This is a genomic window from Nocardia sp. NPDC059154 (genome assembly GCF_042755705.1).
Taxonomy (GTDB): domain Bacteria; phylum Actinomycetota; class Actinomycetes; order Mycobacteriales; family Mycobacteriaceae; genus Nocardia.
Genome location: NZ_JBHZCS010000002.1, coordinates 194804 through 211623 on the forward strand (window position 1 = coordinate 194804; position 16820 = coordinate 211623).

The window sequence follows — 16820 nt, forward strand, 5'->3', positions numbered from 1 at the left end:
TTGGGGGTGATCGCTGGTGACTGCTCCCAATCAGCCGGATCCCGATGGCGCTATCAACCCGGGCGCGTTCAGGGCGTTCCAGACCGCGACAGAAGCAGATGCCAAGACGGCGTCTACGTCTGGCGTTCTCGGCGCGTTCGGTGGCGCTCAATCCAAGGTCGGCACTGAGATCCGCGAGCCGATTCAGGCGGTGCAAGGTAGTGCGGATGTCGCTGTAACTACGGCCCAGGCGGCAGCGAACACTGCTGCCACGGCTGAAGCGACGGCCGCGAACGCCTATAAGGCGGCGTCGTATTGGGAGGCGGAGTTCGTATCCGCCTCTGCGGCAGTGGTTCTCGGCGTCAACGAACTGCTCATCGGTTTGTGTCAGAACGTCCCCACTGGGCTCGTGCGGAAGGCGACTGATATTCATGTCGCCCTCCTGACGCAGCCGAATGGCATGACCTTCGAGTTGCGGAAATGGAACGCAGCCGGCACCGCCGACAGCTTGGTCGCCACATACCCCCTGACTGCGGGTCAGACCCGCGCTAACTGGCAAATCGTCGGCGGGGTTGAGGCTTTCAACCGTGAACGGTTCTACGTCAACGTGACGTCGGTGACCGGTTCGGTCGCGCCTGTCGTTCTTCAGATTCTTCTGTTCGGCGTCCTGTACGACCCGGCCATTCAAACTCCATAGGGAATCCACTGTGAAAGAGTTCGAGATCATCTCCAACGGCGGCGTGATGGCCGATCACATCCAGGTGCCCGCCCCGTACGAGGCGGCCGTCGCGAGCCTGTTCGGTCCCGTCCTCGACATGGCTACCGCCAATTCGGTTGTGGCCGTGATCGATGAGGCGAAACAGAAGCTTCAGGCCGACCCAGAGAAGTATCGGGCGCTGCTGACTTCGGACGATGGACTGGGGCTGCGGCATATCCGGCAGATGCTGGACTCGATGCGCGGCCTGCTGGTGACGTTCCCGGACGCGACCGTGAGCGGACTGGTCGAGCCGTAATGTTCCTGCTCCGCCGCAATCTCCCGCTCGCGTGGGGCGGCTGGTACGACAACTTCACCAAGTACGGGGTCCAATCCGTTGTGCAGCCGTGGGTGCACCTCGGCGACGGCACACCCGGCAACTTCACTGCCGAAAACTGGCTACACATCCCGAGCAACGCGGGATCGACCAATGCCGGCGGCGAGAGCTACGAGTATCAGCCGTTCACGCCGAACTGGGGTTTCGAAACCGAAATCTGGTTCCCGGTGGAGGGTTTGGCGGCCCAAGTTTTCTCCGTGTACTTCACTGATTCATGGTCCAAGATCGGCGCGACTTTCCAAAACTGCGCGGGGATCAGGCTTATCCACCAGCCCGCCGCTGGCGGCGAGATGGTGCAGTATGCCCAGTTCGACAGCCCTTGGTCGGTAGTCGGCAACAACATACTCTGGTCGTCCCCGGTCACCTATTACGGGCAGTGGGTGACTTTGAGCATTTGGGTGGACAACGACGAATGGGTCCGGGTTTGGATCAACGGAAACTATGTTGGTTCCGCGCAGGTCAGCCCAGGTTTCACGTTCGGCCCGACCCGCAGGTGTGTCCGATTCCTGGACGCAGCCCTGTGTGATGTCTGGCTGAGATGGGTTGACCACTACGACCGGCCGTCGTCCATCCCGTCGAAGAATGTCTGGAACCAGATATTCAGCGACGACTTCAATCGGGCTGATGGCGCGGTCGGCAACGGCTGGACCCAAGTAGGCACGAACGCGGGGATTGTTTCCAACTCGTGGTCCACGACCGGCACAACCAACGGCGGCAAGGGCCTGATCCGAGACACCGGGCTCACCTCCGGGCGCGTCCGTGTCGAGGCCACGATCGGCGGAAACCTAGCGCCCAGCACCGCTTCCGACAACGGCCTCGTACTCTGCTCGAACGCGACCGGTACGCAGGGGATCGCCGCGAACATCTTCCAGAACAAGATCTACATGTCGAGGTTCACATCGGCGCTGTCCGACGACCAGCCAGCCTTCACTGATTATCGGATGATCGACTACGGCATCGCGATAAATTCCGGCGACCGTATTGCGGTGTCGGTCTACAACGGAATCGGCTGGATCGAGATCAACGGCGTTCCGAAGCTGTATATCGGCAATGTCCATGCCGACGTCCCGGCGACCAATCAGTATGCCGGACTCCGGGTGACCCGCCGATCGGGCAATGACTCCGCCTCGTGGAATGACGTTCAGATCTATTCCGGCCTCGGCTGATCAAAAGGCACACGGTGTAGCCGCGAAAACGCCCGCCGCGCACCAATTCTCATTCGCTCAAGGCGGCGCCTATGACTATCGGCCACGAACCGATCATCGAAACCCTTGTGCTGGTTCCCGGCCAGGATTTCATCCACGACATCTACCCACCTGACGGTGCGAGTATCCCGCCAGGCACGACTGTCGACCTCATCTTCTACGCCACCGGCAGCCGAGCCGTCCTCGCAACCTGGTCCGCTTCGGTATCTGCATCCGCGGCCAGCTGGACGGTCTCCTCGACGGTCGCCGACACCATCCCTCTCCCAGCGGATTTCCGCATCTACTTCCGCTACAACGACGGCGCCGACTTCTGCTGGTACCGCGGGCAAGTGGCGCGCCAGGAGTAACCATGTCCATTGCTATTGCGACGACTCGCCAGGTACTGGCTGACGCCTACAAGACCCTGTCCGGCGCATCCACGGTCTGGGTGTCACTGCACACTTCGGACCCGACCACTGTGGGCAACAATGAGGCCACCGGCGGCGGCTACGTACGCATTCAGGGCACCTGGACCTCCGGCACTGGCGGTGCTCTCACCATGGCGGAACTGAGCTTCACTGCTCCCGCCGGCACGTACACGCACGTTGGCCTGTGGTCGGCGTCGACCTCCGGAACCTTCTATGACAAGTGCGGCCTGTCCCCGAATATCACGATCAACGCAGCGGGCACGATCAAGGTCACGCCGCAGTTCGCGCTGAGCTGAGCCGATGAGCGAGTTGCCACGCCGCCCAGGCTGGCGCGCGTCATTCCCAGCCCGCGGCTCCACCTCATCCGTACTGCCCACCCGGTCCAGATCCGTTCTCACACACGACATGCTGTACGTGCCACCCCCGCTCGTCCAGTTCACCGGCGCTGGCACGTTGTCCGCGGTCGCGGTTCCTCAGGCTGTCGCGATATTCACTGGATCTGGCCTCCTCGCTGCTTTGGGAGCCGCAGTTGCTACCGCGGCATTCACGGGCGACGGAACTCTGATCGTGCCTACGAACAAAGGCGCCGGCGTCTTCGCGGGAGCTGGAAGCCTGTCTGCGACCGCTGTCGCTGTTGCAACAGCGCCTTTCACCGGTGCTGGGACGCTGTCCGCGCAGGGTATCGCTAGTGCGACAGCGGCGTTCTCCGGTGCTGGCACGCTCGTCGCGGCCGGAACCCCTTCAGCGGCAGCGCTATTCACGGGAGTTGGCACCCTGTCGGCGACTGCGACGACGTTCAAGCCGTCCGGGATGACCAAGAACGGCAACTACAACCCCGTTCCGACCAGCTACACGACCGTGCCAGCCTGGACCGCTAACACGACCACTTACCCGGGGTCGACGGTGTCCAGCGATGGCGTCGTAGCGCAGGGTTCGAAGACCGGCGCCACCCTCACGACGAGGCTGTCGATCACAAACACCGCATTCGGGACGAACACGATCACGGTGAAATTGCTGGTCAATGGGGTGACCAAGGTGACCGGAACCGCCCAAACCATCGGCAGCACCGCGACGCAGAACGTCGACCTCACCGGAACGGCCGATGTCGCGAACGGTGACATTGTCACTGTTCAGGTATTCGCTGGCACCGCCTCCCCCGTTCTCCAAGTCAACACCGGCACAGGCAGCTACGTGACGATCACCTGAGCCACAAAGAAGTCTGCCCCGACCCTTCTGGGTCGGGGCAGATTTCGTCGTCTCCAGGGTTGGGTCGGTTTTCCTACCGCAGTGCGGCTTTGGCTCCGCCGGAGAACATTGAGTCGTGGAGAACGGCAGTCGTGAGGATTGTGCCAACCGGAACGTCGAACACGATCACGCGTTCTACAGTGAATCCGGGGTTGAGGTCGTCGCCGAATGAGTTCCCGTTGTTCGGTATGGGATCGAAAGCGCTTGTCGTTGGGCCGAACTCGCGGCCTTGGTCGTCGAGGACCTTCTGGTTGTCGGCGTCGTAGGTACGCTGTGCCTTGCCGGTGTTCGTGACTTTGATGTGTACGAGGGCGAATTCGCCTTGGGCAGTCACATGGCTCATACCCGACCCCAGCTCTTTGTCTCCCTGCGTGAACTGGGTGACAACGAACTCGAACTGCCCGTCCCGCACAGCAGTTCCCGCCGGCGCGATGTTGCTCTTGGGTTTCGCCGGGGCCGACGTGGCTGCTGGAGCCGATGATGCTGCTGGTGCGCCCGCTGGCTGGACTGCTGCGGCGGTTGTGGATCCAGCTTTACTCTTGTCGCCGCTGTTGCCTGCGACGGCCAGTAGTCCGCTGCAGCCGCCGCAGGCCAGGATGAATGTCGCAAGCACTATCCAAAGCCATTTCGAGCTCTTCTTCGGCGGTGGTTGCATGGGATACGGCTGCACGGGGTAGCCGGGCTGATAGTACGGCTGTTGTGGTCCCTGCGGTGGTGGCGGGTAGGTCACGAGTTCCCCTGGCTTGTAAGCGTTTTCAGCGTTCAGCGGTGCGCGGGTATTTGCTGCTTCTTTGCAAGCGCGTGGGGGAGCCTAGCTGGTCGGGACGTCGGTGTCGCTGACAGAGCGTGCCATTTCAGTCCTGTGCGCGCAGGATCACTTTCGTGACAAGCGCATCAGCGACCTTCCGGGGAGAAAACCCCAACGCGGACAGCTACGTACGAGGCCACAGTTCAGGGTGGTCGATCAGGGCCAAAATGACATCCTCGACGCCAACCCTCTTCCTGCCCGCGCCCTTGGCGACTGCAGCAGCCGCAGCAAACACCGACTGCAATTCAGAAGAGGGGCCGACGATCTCTGTGGTCGGCTGAGGGGGGAGAGGTTCTGGTCGGCCGCCACTGGGCTGGTCGCTGCTCATGTTCCTCCTTCTAGGATTCGGTCATCAGGCGCGTCGAGGGCATGGGGTGGCGCACCTGATGACCCGCGGTTGCTTCTACCGCTTGTTCCGGCCGTCTGTGTCTTGCTTGCTGGCCTCTTCGGCGTTCGGGTCAACGTTCCAGTTGTCGTGGCTGTTTCCGTTCGGCCCGGGTTCGAGAATCTGCACTTCATCACCCCCTTTCGATTCATTTGTGGGTCACTGCCCCAGCGGTGAGACCTCTTGCTGGGGGACCGCGTCGTGGACCACAACTTGCTCCAGGTCGTACCCGTCCTCGCCCTTCAAAGCGACGGTGTACCGCTTGCGTGTATCCACGCAGATCACATCGGCCATCTTCACCAGCGCGCGCAGCTCGCTGTCGTCGAGATGGTCGATCGTCGGCACGATCAGATCGTCCGCGTCCTCGCTGTAGGTGAGGTTGAACAGATGGTTGACCAGACGGTCACCCCAGCGATCCGAATCGGCAAGGACGACAAGCGCAACGGACGTGTCGCACTCCTCGGCGATAGCGTGAATCGCCGCCTCATCGTTCTGCCAGTTCGCACCGGAGACGTCTCGGCGCAGGAACCCGATGGCCTGCCTTCTCATGGTTGCACCCCTACGAACTCGCGGTACCGGGGTTGGTGGATCGCGACTCGACCGCGGTCTGTCTGCCGCCACCTGGTCGGTCCATGCGGTGCGCTCACGACGAGACCGGTGCGAGACAGCCGCAGCAAGGCGCGATGGATCGTCGTCTCGGTCAGTTTCGTTGCGTGGCAGATCTGTCGGACTGTGAGCGTTTCGAGTGAACCCAGGGCGGACAGTGCCCCAAGCACTTTCGCTTCTGATTCGGAGAGCGCCATCGTTTTGCTCCTCGTCGTTCCTCGTCGTCCTCGTCTTGGTCGGCGGCTCAGGACCGGGACGAGGATCACCAGCCCCGAGCGCCTGTCTCGAAGTTACGAGTGGGCAATCCGCATCGGCTACGAACTTGCTCGTACTTGCTCAAACCGCTGAATACTCCCTCCAAAAGTGTGCTGTTCGAGCGATACTGGGCTCGGGTGGGCAAGGGAGCGCACACCCGTGACGGGAGGATAGGGACAATGGAACTCCGCTTTCTTGGCAAGAACGGATCGAAGTCCGGAGACTGCCCAACGCTGTATGCCACAGACCAGAGCTCGTATCTGGTCCAGGGGTGGAAGACCGGCACCCCGGAAACGATCGAGATTCCACACGTTCTACTCGGTTACGCCGAACCGGATACATATATCGGTGCAACCATGATCGACACCGGTCGTGGTACCTTCCGGCTCTCGGGTCGCCCAGTCGCCGAGCCGGACACCCTGGCGAAGTTGACACTGGCTGACTACGAGACCGCGATCGAGGTACCGCAGCTTCGGAGGACTTACTACGGTGGAACTGAGACAGAGTAGCGTCTGGCCTGAACTCTTTCGTCAGGCAACGAAGTCCGCGTTCCACATGGAAGTCCGAGACACCTACGGGGTTCCTGGCGAGATGGAAGCCGTGCGTCGGTTTCTGAATGGTGAGCCGCGGCTACCGAACGATGAGTCGTGGGCAGCATGGGACGGACTGATCCGGGAAGTTGCCGGTCGCGGAGTTGCTGTTACGAGGGTTCGTGTGGTTACTGTTCCGCACAGCGACTACCAGCGGTGGCTGCTGACCGAGACCGAGGACAACATCCAGTCGGGTGAAGACATCCGTTACCTGCCACGGCATCTCGTCGATGCGGACCTCGTGCCGGCCGATGACTGGTGGCTGTTCGATGACTCGACGGTGGCGTTCAACCTCGTCGATGAGCAAGGACGGCCAGCGGGAGCCGGCGTCACTACCGACCGTCAGATAGCGGCTGTCTGCAAGGCGGCGAAGGATCGCCTGTGGCCGCTGGCTGTACCGTTCGCTGAATACATCGATTCTGCGGTGTAGTGGCTGATTCTGTTCAGGCGCAGCGAGAAGCGCTCGGTCAGAGGCTGCGCGAGATGCGGCGCGCTGCGGGCGTCACTGGCCGAGAGCTTGCTCGCCGAGAAGGATGGCATGAGTCGAAGGTCTCGAAGATCGAGTACGGCAAGACCAAGCCATCGGAGGCTGACCTCAGGGCCTACTGTGCTCACGCGGGAGCCGAAGATCAACTTCCCGAACTCCGCGCGAGCTTGCGCAATTTGGATGGCGCATACCTTGAGTGGCGACGTCTTCTTGCTACCGGCACCAGCTCGAGGCAGCAGCATTCCGTCAAGCTCGAGAAGGCAGCCAGGCAGATTCGCAACTGGCAACCTCAAGTCATTCCTGGACTGCTTCAGACCGCTGATTACGCGGCGTCGATCTTGGCGTACGCGGTCGAGTTTTACCACCTCCCTGACGATGTCGACGCGGGCGTGGCGAAGCGTATGGAGCGTCAACAGATTCTGTACCGGGCGGGCCGCAGGTTCCACTTTCTTGTTGCAGAGCAGGCACTTCACACAACTGTTGGGAACGACGACATCATGATCGGGCAGCTTGACCGTCTGTATTCGATCATCGGGATGTCGCGAGTGAGCCTCGGGATCGTTCCGATGGATGCGGAGGCGCGTGCGGCGGTCGAGAACTTCGTGCTCTTTGACAATCGCCTGGTCAAGGTCGAGGGCGCCACTGCTGAGCTCACGATCACCCAACCTCGTGAGATCGCTTTGTACGGGCGGGCCTTCGACATTCTGGCGGCCCAGTCTGTTATGGGAGACGCTGCTCGGATGCTGATCCGGAAGGCGATTGCAGATCGTGAGGGTCGTAGTCAGTAGCGGTCGTCGGCAAACGTCGTCCTGAAGCGCGGGTCGTAGTCGTCGACGTCGTCCTCTTCGTCGTCGTACAGCCGCACCATCGCGTCATCGATGTCTGGAGCGGGGCGGTAGAGACCTGCCGCGGTTTCGATCACGCCCTGGATGTCCGGGTGCTGAAGCAGTTGCAGGGCTTGGTTGATCTCGGCGACGCTCGGGCTTGGGTCGATGCTGTGCCGGACCGCCGGCCATAGGTCGGAGGCGGCGAACTCGCTGTCGTGGCCTTCGTCAGTGAGCGCGGTGAGGACCAGGGCTGCGATTGTGACGATGCGTTCGTCATTCATATCGCCTTGTCCGCCTCTCTCGGCTGAAGAGCGCGTTTGGAACACCACTGCTGGATCTCTATCGACCCACGCCCGTTACTGGTCTTGACGGTCAGGGATACGAGTGCGATCCAGTCTCCGTCGCGGCTGCGTGCCCATGCGTGAAGGAGTCCAGCGACGCGTCCGGTGAGTTCGAGGCCGCCGGCTCGGACGCGGAGGGGGAGTTCGTTGGCGCCGAACTTGGTGCCATCGGTGGGGATTGCGGCGCCGAGGTCGATCGTCACTGGGGTAGGTGGGTGGACCTCGCGCCTCAGTGATGGCACCAGTTCATCCGGCCAGTGTTCGAACATGCGTGCGATGATAGCGCCTTGTTGACCGGTCCTGTCCAATTGCTGCACGGTTGCCGTCTTGGGGTCTGGACTGTGTCCACATCGAGACACAAGGGCAGTAAATGATCTTGGTCTGCGCCTCAAGCGTCGGGACATCGCGGGACTGGAAGTGTCAGATCCTGTGCCACAATTTCGCGGGACAGTGCGGGACACTCCGGGACGGTCCGGGACACGTCGCTCGGACGTGCCCCTCACCAGGGGGTTGGTCAAAAGCACCCCTGACGACCGCCTATACTCCCTGAAATGCGGATGTTCCTGGATATCCTCCTCGTTATCACCAGCGTGCTGCTGGTGCTGCTGGTGCTGCTGCACCGGGCCAAGGGCGGAGGTCTGTCCAGCCTCTTCGGTGGTGGTGTGCAGTCGAGCTTGTCGGGGTCCACTGTTGTCGAGAAGAACCTCGATCGCATCACGATCTTCCTCGGGTTGATCTGGCTGATCTCCATTCTCGGCATCGGCCTCGAAATCAAGTTCTCCTAACCCCAAGCTCCTGAAATCGCCCGGGCACCACATCGGTGCCCGGGCGATTCGTCGTGCGCGCAGGGTTCGTCGTGTGCGGCAGCGTCACCGCGGATGACGTTGCACGGGTGACAGATTCGCGAGGGCGGCGCTGAGGGCCCGGCGGGCGTCGGCGCGGCTGATGGGGGTGTCGTCGTCGAGGGCGGCCAGTTCGATGGTGAGGAAGTCGCGGATCAGGTCGGACATGCTCACCCCGCGATGGTCGGCCTCGGCGCGGATGCGCTGATCCATGGCGTAGGGGAGCCGGACCGTGCGCAGCACCGTGACGGGGGTGTCGGGGCCGGGGAGGTCGGGTTCGGGGGCGTCCTCGTCGAAGGTGAGGCTGTCGAGGAAGTCGCGGGCTTCGTCGGCCGTGTGCGGGTAGCCCTTGTCCGGATAGTCAGTCATGGTCCGCCTCCCATTGTTCGAACTGGGCGAGAAGCCTTCCGGTCACCGGCCGGACGCCGACGACCTGCTGGTCCCACTGCGACAGCGGACGCACCACCACCGCCAGCGGCTGCCCCGCGCCGGTGCGGCCGATGATCATGAGAGCGGGCAGCCCGCCCGTCCCGCGCACCGGTCGCGGCCAGCGCCGGCCCGGGCCGGTCAGGACCCGCATGATCTCCTCGGGTGCGATGCCGAGCCGGGCCGCGACGTCGAGGGCCCACTCGGGAATCTCATATCCCACGGCCGCATAATACGATCGTAAAACAGCTGGTCGCCACCTGTCGACCAGCCTGTCGCCGACAGCACGGGCGGGTCGGTGGCAGGAGTGTTGCCAAAGGGTGTTGCCAACTCGCATGACGCGCCGCGCCGAGATCGGCATCATGAACGAATGGACCCGGTGAAGACGGTCGCGCCGAGCCTTGCGGGGGTGCTGGACCGGAATCTGTTCTGGATGGTGTGGAACACCGTATTGGCCTGGATCCCGGTGGCTTTGGCGCTACTGGTGTTCCGCGGCGCGCGCGATGACGAACGGCAACTACCGATTTCGCCGGTGTGGTGGGGCGGATTGGTGCTGTTGCTGCTGTTCCTGCCCAATGCGCCGTATGTGGTGACCGATCTGGTGCACCTGCGCGACGACATCCGCGCGGCCGGCAACGGCCCGGTGGTGACGACGATCCTGCCGGTCTACGGCGCGTTCATCGCCTCCGGTTTCGTCGCCTACTACCTGGTGCTGGCCGAGCTGGGCCGCTTCCTGGAGGCGCGCGGGCTGGGCGCGTGGCGCACCCCGGTGACGCTCGCGATCCATTTGCTGTGCGCGGTAGGCGTTTTCCTGGGCCGCTGGGTGCGATTGAACAGCTGGGAGCCGGTGGTGCAGCCGCGCGGCACCTTCGATCGCATGATGCTGGCGCTGAGCTGGAACTGGGCGCCGGTGCTCATCGCGGCCATGTTCGTGGCAACGGCCCTGGGGCACTTCGTGACCCGGGCCGTGGTGGAGGCGGGCATCGACAGCGCCCGCCGGGGCGCCCGGCTGATCCGAACCCGGAAGTTCGCCTAGCCGAGCGCCCACGGGGAAATCAGGCGATGCCCAGCCGCTCCTGGGCCAGCACGCGGATCGCCTTCTTGTCCGGCTTGCCCAGCCCGGTCAGCGGCAGCTCCTCGATCACCACCACGTGCTTGGGCACCTGCACCGAACCCTTGCGCTGCTTGACCGCGGCCTGGATCTCGGCGGTGACCACCTCGATCGCGGCCGGATCGGCCGCGGTGGCGGGGTCGAGGACCAGCACGGCGGTCACGGCCTCGCCCCAATGTGCGTCCGGCACACCGACCACCGCGACGGTGACCACCTTCGGGTGTTCGGAGACAACGTCTTCCACCTCGCGCGGGAACACATTGAACCCGCCGGTGACGACCATGTCCTTGGAACGCCCGACGATGAACAGGAATCCGTCCTCGTCCTGGCGGGCCAGATCGCCGGTGCGCAGCCAGCCGTTCTTGAACGTATCGGCCGTGACCTCCGGCAGATTCAGGTAGCCGGCGGCGAGCAGCGGCCCGGAGACACAGATCTCGCCGACCTCACCCTGCGGAACCGGCTTGTCCTCGCCGTCGAGGAGCGCCACCCGGACCGCGACCGAGGGCCGCCCGCACGAGGTGAGCCGCTCCTTGTCGTGCTCGTCCTTGCCCAGGTAGCTGATCGCCATCGGCGCCTCGGACTGCCCGAAGTACTGGGCGAAGATCGGCCCGAAGCGATCGATGGCCTCCTGCAACCGATTCGGGTCGATGGCCGAGGCCCCGTAGTACACCGTCTCCAGCGAGGACAGGTCCCGGGTCTTGGAATCCGGGTGATCGAGCAGCGCGTACAGCATGGACGGCACCAGCATGGTCGCCGAGATCCTGTGCTCCTCGATGGCGCGCAGCACTTCTCCGGCGTCGAAGCGCGGCAGCACCACGCACTGCCCGCCCAGCAGCACGACCGGCAGGAAGAACGCCGCGCCCGCGTGCGAGAGCGGCGTGCAGATCAGGAACTTGGGCCGCTTGGGCCATTCCCACTCCGAGAGCTGGATCTGCGTCATGGTGTTCATGGTCAGCGCGGTGCCGATCACGCCCTTGGGCTTGCCGGTGGTGCCGCCGGTGTAGCTGATGGAGATGACGTCGGAGGGCAGCAGCTCCACCGCCTCCACCGGACGCGGCTCGTACTTGTCGGCGGTCGCCAGCAGGTCCACGCCGACATCGGCGAGCAGTTCGGGCACCGGGCCCAGCACCAGGATCTTGGTCAGCGTCGGCACCATGTCGACCAGTTCCCGGGCGCGCTGCACGAACGCGGGCACCGGATCCAGGATGAGCGTCGAAATGCCTGCGTCGGCAAGCACATACGCGTGATCGTCGAGGCCGCCGATGGGGTGCAGGGCGGTGCGCCGCGAGCCCACGATCTGGCCCGCGCCGATGGTGAACAGCACCTCGGGCCGGTTCAGCGCGAGCACGCCGACCGGGGTGCCGGTGGTGACGCCGTGCTCGGCGAAGGCGTCGATGTAGCGGCTCATGCCGTCGAGCACCTCACCGCCGGTGAGGACGTGGTCGCCGAGGGTGAGCACCGGGCGGTTGCGGTGCCGCTTCAGCCCGGCCACCAGGGCGTGGCCGTTGTGCACCGGCAGCCGCAGCATGGTGTCGGGATCGAGTGTGGTCATGGGATTCTCAACTCCGTCCGATGGTCACGCCGTGTGGGCCGCGTACAGGGTGACGACCACCGCGCCGCCCAGGCCCAGATTGTGCGCCAGCGCGGTGCGCGCGCCGGCGACCTGCCGCTCGCCCGCGAGTCCGCGCAGCTGCCAGCTCAATTCGGTGCACTGGGCCAGGCCGGTGGCGCCGAGCGGGTGGCCCTTGGAGATCAGGCCGCCCGACGGGTTGACCACCCAGGTGCCGCCGTAGGTGGTGGCGCCGGACTCGATCAGCGCGCCCGACTCGCCTTCCCCGCACAGCCCCAGCGCCTCGTAGGTGATGAGCTCGTTGATGGAGAAGCAGTCGTGCAGCTCGATCACATCGACGTCGGCGACGCCGATTCCGGCGCGGGAGAACACCTTCGAGGCCGCCGCGCGGGTCATGGGCGCGCCCACCACGTCGATCATGGAACCGGTGGAGAAGGAGGTGCCGTCGTCGGTGGCCAGCTCCTGGGCCAGGATCTCGATGGCCTGTCCCTCGAGGCCGTTGGCCTTGACGAACTCCTCGCTCACCACGACCGCGGCGGCCGCGCCGTCGGACATGGGCGAGCACTGCGAGCGGGTCAGCGGGCCGTGCACCGGCTTGTCGCCGAGGACCTGCTCGAGGGTGTAGGCATCCTGGAACTGCGCCAGCGGGTTCCGGGTGGAGTGCTCGTGGTTCTTGACCGCGACCGCCGCGAGCTGCTCGGGGGTGGTGCCGTAGCGCTTCATGTGCTCGATGGCGGCATTGCCGAAGAACTGGGTGGTGATCGGCGCGGCGGAGAACTCGAAGTGCTCCCTGTTCACCTTCAGGTGCGCGTCGACGGTGGTGACCTTGGGCTTGGTGGCCGGGCCGGCCATGGCCTCCTTGGTCATCTGCTCGAAGCCGACGGCCAGGGCCACATCGGTGATGCCGGCGGCCACCCACTCGCGGGCGAACATGAGCGCGGTGGAACCGGTGGCGCAGTTGTTGTTCACATTGACGATCGGGATGCCGGTCAGGCCGATGTCGTAGAGGGCGCGCTGGCCGGCGGCCGAGGGCTGGAAGACGTAGCCGACCGCGGCGCGCTGCACCTGGTCGTAGGTGACGCCCGCGTCCTTCAGCGCGCCGTTCACGGCCTCGGCGACCATCTCCGGGTAGGTCCACTCGCGGGAACCGATCTTGACGAACGGCGTCATGTTCACGCCGACGACGAAAACGCGTCGCATAGGGTTGTCCACTCCTGTTCTTCGGGAACGTAATTCGTGATGTCTAGTCGGCGCGCGGGACGCGGCCGTCGAGGTCGGTGAAGCCGTAGGCCTCGGCCAGGTCGGCGACCTTCCAGGCTTTTCCGGTGCGCGCCAGGCGATCCGGATCCGCGGCCAGGGCGACCACGGCGCGGCCGGCGAAGTGCGGGGTCTCGGCCTGGTCGAGATCGAAGGTGCCCTCGCCGGGCAGGGTGACCAGGCGGCGGCCCTGCGCATCGGCCGGAACCATTTGCAGCAGTTCGGTGTTCACGATGCCCGGCCAGATCGAGACCGCGGTCGCGCCGGTGCCGTCGAGGTCGTGCGCCATGTCGGCGGTGAGCCGGTCCACGGCGGCCTTGCCGACGCCGTAGACCGCGTTGTGCATCTGGCGGATCGCGCCGGGGGAGGACACGCTCACGATCAGGCCCTGCGACTCGATGAGCAGCGGCGCGGCGAAAACGCTTGCCACGTAATGGGATCGGACGCCGATATTGAAGCCCTCGTCCCATGCCTTCGGCGGTACCTCCCAGAACTTGCGGCCGATCCAGCGTGCCGACGCGGGGGAGTTGTAGACATTGTTGACCAGCACGTCGAGCCGGCCCTGCTCGTCGCGGACCTGCGCGAACAGTTTCTCCACGGCCGCGTCGTCGCGGTGGTCGCAGACCACCGGCACCCCGATCCCGCCCAGGGCGTCGATCTCGGCGGCGGTCCCGGCCACGGTGCCCGGCAGGTGCCCGGCCGTGACGGTGCGCCCGGTGACGTACACGGTCGCCCCGGCCGCGCCCAGCTCCAGGGCGATGCCCTTGCCGATGCCGCGGCTGGCGCCGGTCACCACCGCGACCTTTCCGGCGAGAATCTTGGGTATTTCGCTCACGACCTCTGGACATTACCTTGAAATAGGAACGTGTTCTAGAAATTGGAGGCGGAGTGGAACTGACGCATCGGACGATCGACACCGGGGAGGTCCGCATGCACGTCGCGGATCAGGGCGAGGGCTTCCCGGTCGTCTTCTGTCACGGGTTTCCGCACACCTGGTTCATGTGGCACCACCAGCTCGACGCCGTCGCCGCGGCCGGCTACCGTGCCCTCGCCCCCGACCTGCGCGGATACGGCCGCACCGAGGCGCCCGCCGACCCGGAGGCCTACACCAACGCCGCCGTCATCGGCGACCTCATGGCCCTGCTCGACGACATCGGCGCGGAGCGGGCGGTCTTCGTCGGCCTCGACTTCGGCGCGCAGCTGGTGTGGGAGCTGAGCCTGCGCGCCCCCGAGCGGGTGGCCGCCGCCATGGTCCTGAACAACCCGTTCGCCCCGCGCCCGCCGCGCGCCCCGTCGGCCTTCTGGACGAAGGCGGCCGAACGCCACTTCCTGCACCTGTCCTACTTCCAGACCCCCGGCATCGCCGACGCCGAACTCGCCGCGGACCCGCGCGGCTTCCTGGCCCGCGTCTACTACTCGCTCTCCGGCGACTACCACTACCTCGACACCTGGAAGAACCCGCCCGGCCTCGGCTACCTCGACGTCCTCCCGCAGGCGCCCGCCCTGCCCTGGCCGTGGCTCTCGGAAGCCGAATTCGACACCCTGGTCCAGGATTTCGAGCGCACCGGCTTCACCGGCGGCCTCAACTGGTACCGCAACCTTGATCGCAACTGGGAACTCACCGCCGCCTATGCCGACGCCAAGGTCGAAGTCCCCACCTTCTTCCTCTACGGCCAGAACGACCCCGACATGGAGGGCTTCAGCGGCCGCGACCCCCTGGCCACCCTGCGCGCCAACGTCCCCGACCTCCGCGAGGTCGTCGAGGTCCCGGCCGCGGGCCACCTGGTCCAGCTCGAGCGCCCCGACGCGGTCAACACCTTCCTCACCGATGCCCTGAAGAGCCTCGGCCTCCCGGCGTAACCGACTCGACCGGTGGCCCGGGACACCCTGCCCGGTCACCGGCCGATTCGAGGATCCTGCTGTTCGTGCGTCCAGTGAGGGGCGTACCGTCAGGCAGATATCGGGTGTTGTCTATCAGGAGGCCCGGTTCATGGCAGTTCGAGTTCACGCTTTCGGCAATGACGCGCTCGGCGAGCATGACGGAGTGGCCATTGCCGCGCTGATCCGCAGCGGTGAGTTGAGTGCGGCCGAAGTTGCCAAGGCGGCCCGCGAGCGAGTTGCCCAGGTGGATCCGGTGTTGCACGCGGTTGTGGTGGAGGCGGATACGCCGCTGGTCTCGGGGGATCGGGAGGCGCTGCTGTACGGCGTGCCGACCTTCGTGAAGGACAACACCGACGTGGCCGGGCTGCCGACCCAGCACGGCAGTGCGGCCTGGCGGGCCCGGCCGGCGAAGGCGCACGGACCCTTCGCGAAACAGTTCCTGGGCACCGGTCTGACCGTGCTCGGGAAGAGCACCCTGCCCGAGTTCGGGTTGAACGCCACCACCGAATTCGTCGATGCCGAACCGACCCCCAATCCGTGGGACACCGGGTTCTCCTCGGGCGCCTCGTCGGGTGGTTCGGCCGCCCTCGTCGCGGCGGGTGCGGTGCCGATCGCGCACGGTAATGACGGTGGCGGTTCCATTAGGATTCCTGCCGCCTGTTGCGGGCTGGTCGGCCTGAAGCCGACGCGTGGCCGGCACATCGACGGCCCGCAGGCTCGTTCCATGCCGATCAACCTGGTCTCCGAGGGCGTGCTCACCCGCACGGTCCGCGATACCGCCACCTATTTCGCGGCGGCCGAACGCTTCTGGCGCAATCCCGCGCTGCCGCCGATCGGGCTCGTCGAGGGGCCCGCCCAGCGGCGGCTGCGTATCGGCCTCCTCAGCGATCCCATCACCGGGGCAACCCTGGACCCGGAGATTCGCACGGTCCTCGAAGAGACCGTCGCGCTGCTGGAGGGCCTCGGCCACGAGGTGCGGCCCATCCCCTACCCGGTGGACCGGGGCTTCGCCGAGGATTTCGCCACCTACTGGGCGATGCTGGCCTTCCTGGGCAGCCACACCGGCAAACTGAGCTTCGGCTGGTCCTTCGACCCCGCCCGCCTCGATCCCTTCACCCGTGGCCTGGCCGCCCGCTTCCGCGGCTCCGCCCTGCGCTCACCCGCTGTGCTGTACCGGCTTTCGCGCCTCCGCCGCGCCTACGCGGCCTCCTTCCACGACGTCGAACTCGTGGTGTCCCCGGTGCTGGCGAGCCTCACACCCCGCCTGGGCTACCTGAGCCCCGGTCAGCCCTTCGACGAGGTGTTCCGCCGCCTGCTGGACTATGTCACCTACACACCGTTCGCGAATGTGACCGGGGCCCCGGCCCTTTCGCTCCCGATGGGCGCATCCGAGTCCGGTCTCCCCATCGGGGTGATGTTCTCCGCCCTCCACGGCGACGAACGCACCCTGCTCGAACTCGCCTACGCCCTCGAATCGGCCCACCCCTTCCGCCGCATCGAGCAGTGA

Annotated in this window: 24 protein-coding genes; 13 read left to right on the top strand and 11 right to left on the bottom strand. The window is 65.3% G+C overall.

Features of this window, described 5'->3' with window-relative positions:
• Nucleotides 1-16: 16 nt before the first annotated feature.
• From ACFXN1_RS02940 to ACFXN1_RS02965, 6 genes are all read left to right on the top strand, one after another.
• Nucleotides 17-676 (top strand): hypothetical protein, encoded by a 660-nt coding sequence (locus tag ACFXN1_RS02940; protein ID WP_379436072.1) that lies wholly within the window; start codon nt 17-19, stop codon nt 674-676.
• A 10-nt stretch (nt 677-686) separates the two neighbouring features.
• Entirely contained in the window at nt 687-992 is a 306-nt protein-coding gene (locus ACFXN1_RS02945) for a hypothetical protein (protein WP_379436070.1), read from the top strand.
• A complete protein-coding gene (locus ACFXN1_RS02950; protein ID WP_379436069.1) occupies nt 992-2236 on the top strand; it encodes a hypothetical protein in 1245 nt (414 codons plus the stop codon). Before ACFXN1_RS02945 ends, ACFXN1_RS02950 begins: the two co-directional genes overlap by 1 nt.
• Before the next feature lie 71 nt (nt 2237-2307).
• Nucleotides 2308-2622, top strand: coding sequence for a hypothetical protein (locus tag ACFXN1_RS02955; RefSeq protein ID WP_379400264.1), 315 nt, complete (start codon nt 2308-2310; stop codon nt 2620-2622).
• Between the two features lie 2 nt (nt 2623-2624).
• Nucleotides 2625-2978, top strand: coding sequence for a hypothetical protein (locus ACFXN1_RS02960; RefSeq protein WP_379436067.1), 354 nt, complete (start codon nt 2625-2627; stop codon nt 2976-2978).
• A 271-nt stretch (nt 2979-3249) separates the two neighbouring features.
• Complete coding sequence (locus tag ACFXN1_RS02965) at nt 3250-3888, top strand: hypothetical protein (protein WP_379436066.1); 639 nt, start codon at nt 3250-3252, stop codon at nt 3886-3888.
• Between the two features lie 73 nt (nt 3889-3961).
• Here the strand turns inward: ACFXN1_RS02965 and ACFXN1_RS02970 are convergent, their stop codons facing one another.
• From ACFXN1_RS02970 to ACFXN1_RS02985, 4 genes are all read right to left on the bottom strand, one after another.
• Nucleotides 3962-4657, bottom strand: a complete 696-nt coding sequence (locus ACFXN1_RS02970) for a DUF4352 domain-containing protein (RefSeq protein ID WP_379400261.1) — start codon at nt 4655-4657, stop codon at nt 3962-3964.
• Nucleotides 4658-4859: 202 nt separating this feature from the next.
• Complete coding sequence (locus tag ACFXN1_RS02975) at nt 4860-5063, bottom strand: hypothetical protein (RefSeq protein WP_379436064.1); 204 nt, start codon at nt 5061-5063, stop codon at nt 4860-4862.
• Between the two features lie 216 nt (nt 5064-5279).
• Nucleotides 5280-5669 (bottom strand): hypothetical protein, encoded by a 390-nt coding sequence (locus ACFXN1_RS02980; RefSeq protein ID WP_379436063.1) that lies wholly within the window; start codon nt 5667-5669, stop codon nt 5280-5282.
• Nucleotides 5666-5923: a helix-turn-helix domain-containing protein gene (locus ACFXN1_RS02985; protein ID WP_379400258.1), complete on the bottom strand. Its 258-nt coding sequence runs from the start codon at nt 5921-5923 to the stop codon at nt 5666-5668. The genes ACFXN1_RS02980 and ACFXN1_RS02985 overlap by 4 nt, the downstream gene beginning before the upstream one ends.
• A 237-nt stretch (nt 5924-6160) precedes the next feature.
• On the opposite strand from ACFXN1_RS02985, the gene ACFXN1_RS02990 reads away from it, so the two are divergent.
• From ACFXN1_RS02990 to ACFXN1_RS03000, 3 genes are read left to right on the top strand one after another with little or no spacing between them, the layout of a single operon-like run.
• A complete protein-coding gene (locus tag ACFXN1_RS02990) occupies nt 6161-6490 on the top strand; it encodes a hypothetical protein (RefSeq protein ID WP_379400257.1) in 330 nt (109 codons plus the stop codon).
• Nucleotides 6471-7001 carry a DUF6879 family protein gene (locus tag ACFXN1_RS02995; protein WP_379400256.1) on the top strand — a complete coding sequence of 177 codons (531 nt, stop codon included), beginning with the start codon at nt 6471-6473 and terminating at the stop codon, nt 6999-7001. The genes ACFXN1_RS02990 and ACFXN1_RS02995 overlap by 20 nt, the downstream gene beginning before the upstream one ends.
• On the top strand, nt 7001-7846 hold the full coding sequence (locus ACFXN1_RS03000; RefSeq protein WP_379436061.1) for a helix-turn-helix domain-containing protein: 846 nt from the start codon (nt 7001-7003) through the stop codon (nt 7844-7846). Before ACFXN1_RS02995 ends, ACFXN1_RS03000 begins: the two co-directional genes overlap by 1 nt.
• Here the strand turns inward: ACFXN1_RS03000 and ACFXN1_RS03005 are convergent.
• Nucleotides 7840-8166, bottom strand: a complete 327-nt coding sequence (locus ACFXN1_RS03005; RefSeq protein ID WP_379400254.1) for a hypothetical protein — start codon at nt 8164-8166, stop codon at nt 7840-7842. The two genes, ACFXN1_RS03000 and ACFXN1_RS03005, sit on opposite strands and share 7 nt — an antisense overlap.
• Nucleotides 8163-8495, bottom strand: a complete 333-nt coding sequence (locus tag ACFXN1_RS03010; protein WP_379400253.1) for a hypothetical protein — start codon at nt 8493-8495, stop codon at nt 8163-8165. Before ACFXN1_RS03010 ends, ACFXN1_RS03005 begins: the two co-directional genes overlap by 4 nt.
• A 282-nt stretch (nt 8496-8777) precedes the next feature.
• Here ACFXN1_RS03010 and secG point away from each other — a divergent pair, with 282 nt between their 5' ends.
• Complete coding sequence (gene secG, locus ACFXN1_RS03015) at nt 8778-9011, top strand: preprotein translocase subunit SecG (protein WP_040858416.1); 234 nt, start codon at nt 8778-8780, stop codon at nt 9009-9011.
• Nucleotides 9012-9095: 84 nt separating this feature from the next.
• Here secG and ACFXN1_RS03020 read toward each other — a convergent pair whose 3' ends face one another.
• Complete coding sequence (locus ACFXN1_RS03020; protein ID WP_354846543.1) at nt 9096-9437, bottom strand: hypothetical protein; 342 nt, start codon at nt 9435-9437, stop codon at nt 9096-9098.
• Nucleotides 9430-9717: a hypothetical protein gene (locus tag ACFXN1_RS03025; RefSeq protein WP_354846545.1), complete on the bottom strand. Its 288-nt coding sequence runs from the start codon at nt 9715-9717 to the stop codon at nt 9430-9432. Before ACFXN1_RS03025 ends, ACFXN1_RS03020 begins: the two co-directional genes overlap by 8 nt.
• 147 nt (nt 9718-9864) lie before the next feature.
• On the opposite strand from ACFXN1_RS03025, the gene ACFXN1_RS03030 reads away from it, so the two are divergent.
• A complete protein-coding gene (locus ACFXN1_RS03030) occupies nt 9865-10530 on the top strand; it encodes a DUF1361 domain-containing protein (RefSeq protein WP_379436059.1) in 666 nt (221 codons plus the stop codon).
• A gap of 19 nt (nt 10531-10549) precedes the next feature.
• On the opposite strand, the gene fadD8 is transcribed toward ACFXN1_RS03030, so the two are convergent.
• From fadD8 to ACFXN1_RS03045, 3 genes are read right to left on the bottom strand one after another with little or no spacing between them, the layout of a single operon-like run.
• Complete coding sequence (gene fadD8, locus ACFXN1_RS03035) at nt 10550-12157, bottom strand: fatty-acid--CoA ligase FadD8 (RefSeq protein WP_379400250.1); 1608 nt, start codon at nt 12155-12157, stop codon at nt 10550-10552.
• A 24-nt stretch (nt 12158-12181) separates the two neighbouring features.
• Nucleotides 12182-13375 (bottom strand): Nonspecific lipid-transfer protein, encoded by a 1194-nt coding sequence (locus ACFXN1_RS03040; protein ID WP_379400249.1) that lies wholly within the window; start codon nt 13373-13375, stop codon nt 12182-12184.
• 43 nt (nt 13376-13418) lie between these two features.
• Nucleotides 13419-14267: an SDR family NAD(P)-dependent oxidoreductase gene (locus ACFXN1_RS03045; protein ID WP_379436057.1), complete on the bottom strand. Its 849-nt coding sequence runs from the start codon at nt 14265-14267 to the stop codon at nt 13419-13421.
• Nucleotides 14268-14320: 53 nt separating this feature from the next.
• On the opposite strand from ACFXN1_RS03045, the gene ACFXN1_RS03050 reads away from it, so the two are divergent.
• Complete coding sequence (locus ACFXN1_RS03050; RefSeq protein ID WP_379436055.1) at nt 14321-15292, top strand: alpha/beta fold hydrolase; 972 nt, start codon at nt 14321-14323, stop codon at nt 15290-15292.
• Nucleotides 15293-15422: 130 nt separating this feature from the next.
• Complete coding sequence (locus tag ACFXN1_RS03055) at nt 15423-16820, top strand: amidase (protein WP_379436054.1); 1398 nt, start codon at nt 15423-15425, stop codon at nt 16818-16820.

What these genes read in the sequence shown, in the direction of transcription:
- ACFXN1_RS02950 (WP_379436069.1), top strand. Translation starts at nt 992, where the DNA reads ATGTTCCTGCTCCGCCGCAATCTCCCGCTCGCGTGGGGCGGCTGGTAC.
- ACFXN1_RS02955 (WP_379400264.1), top strand. Translation starts at nt 2,308, where the DNA reads ATGACTATCGGCCACGAACCGATCATCGAAACCCTTGTGCTGGTTCCC.
- ACFXN1_RS02960 (WP_379436067.1), top strand. Translation starts at nt 2,625, where the DNA reads ATGTCCATTGCTATTGCGACGACTCGCCAGGTACTGGCTGACGCCTAC.
- ACFXN1_RS02975 (WP_379436064.1), bottom strand. Translation starts at nt 5,063, where the DNA reads ATGAGCAGCGACCAGCCCAGTGGCGGCCGACCAGAACCTCTCCCCCCT.
- ACFXN1_RS02980 (WP_379436063.1), bottom strand. Translation starts at nt 5,669, where the DNA reads ATGAGAAGGCAGGCCATCGGGTTCCTGCGCCGAGACGTCTCCGGTGCG.
- ACFXN1_RS02985 (WP_379400258.1), bottom strand. Translation starts at nt 5,923, where the DNA reads ATGGCGCTCTCCGAATCAGAAGCGAAAGTGCTTGGGGCACTGTCCGCC.
- ACFXN1_RS02990 (WP_379400257.1), top strand. Translation starts at nt 6,161, where the DNA reads ATGGAACTCCGCTTTCTTGGCAAGAACGGATCGAAGTCCGGAGACTGC.
- ACFXN1_RS03005 (WP_379400254.1), bottom strand. Translation starts at nt 8,166, where the DNA reads ATGAATGACGAACGCATCGTCACAATCGCAGCCCTGGTCCTCACCGCG.
- ACFXN1_RS03010 (WP_379400253.1), bottom strand. Translation starts at nt 8,495, where the DNA reads ATGTTCGAACACTGGCCGGATGAACTGGTGCCATCACTGAGGCGCGAG.
- secG (WP_040858416.1), top strand. Translation starts at nt 8,778, where the DNA reads ATGCGGATGTTCCTGGATATCCTCCTCGTTATCACCAGCGTGCTGCTG.
- ACFXN1_RS03020 (WP_354846543.1), bottom strand. Translation starts at nt 9,437, where the DNA reads ATGACTGACTATCCGGACAAGGGCTACCCGCACACGGCCGACGAAGCC.
- ACFXN1_RS03030 (WP_379436059.1), top strand. Translation starts at nt 9,865, where the DNA reads ATGGACCCGGTGAAGACGGTCGCGCCGAGCCTTGCGGGGGTGCTGGAC.
- fadD8 (WP_379400250.1), bottom strand. Translation starts at nt 12,157, where the DNA reads ATGACCACACTCGATCCCGACACCATGCTGCGGCTGCCGGTGCACAAC.
- ACFXN1_RS03040 (WP_379400249.1), bottom strand. Translation starts at nt 13,375, where the DNA reads ATGCGACGCGTTTTCGTCGTCGGCGTGAACATGACGCCGTTCGTCAAG.
- ACFXN1_RS03055 (WP_379436054.1), top strand. Translation starts at nt 15,423, where the DNA reads ATGGCAGTTCGAGTTCACGCTTTCGGCAATGACGCGCTCGGCGAGCAT.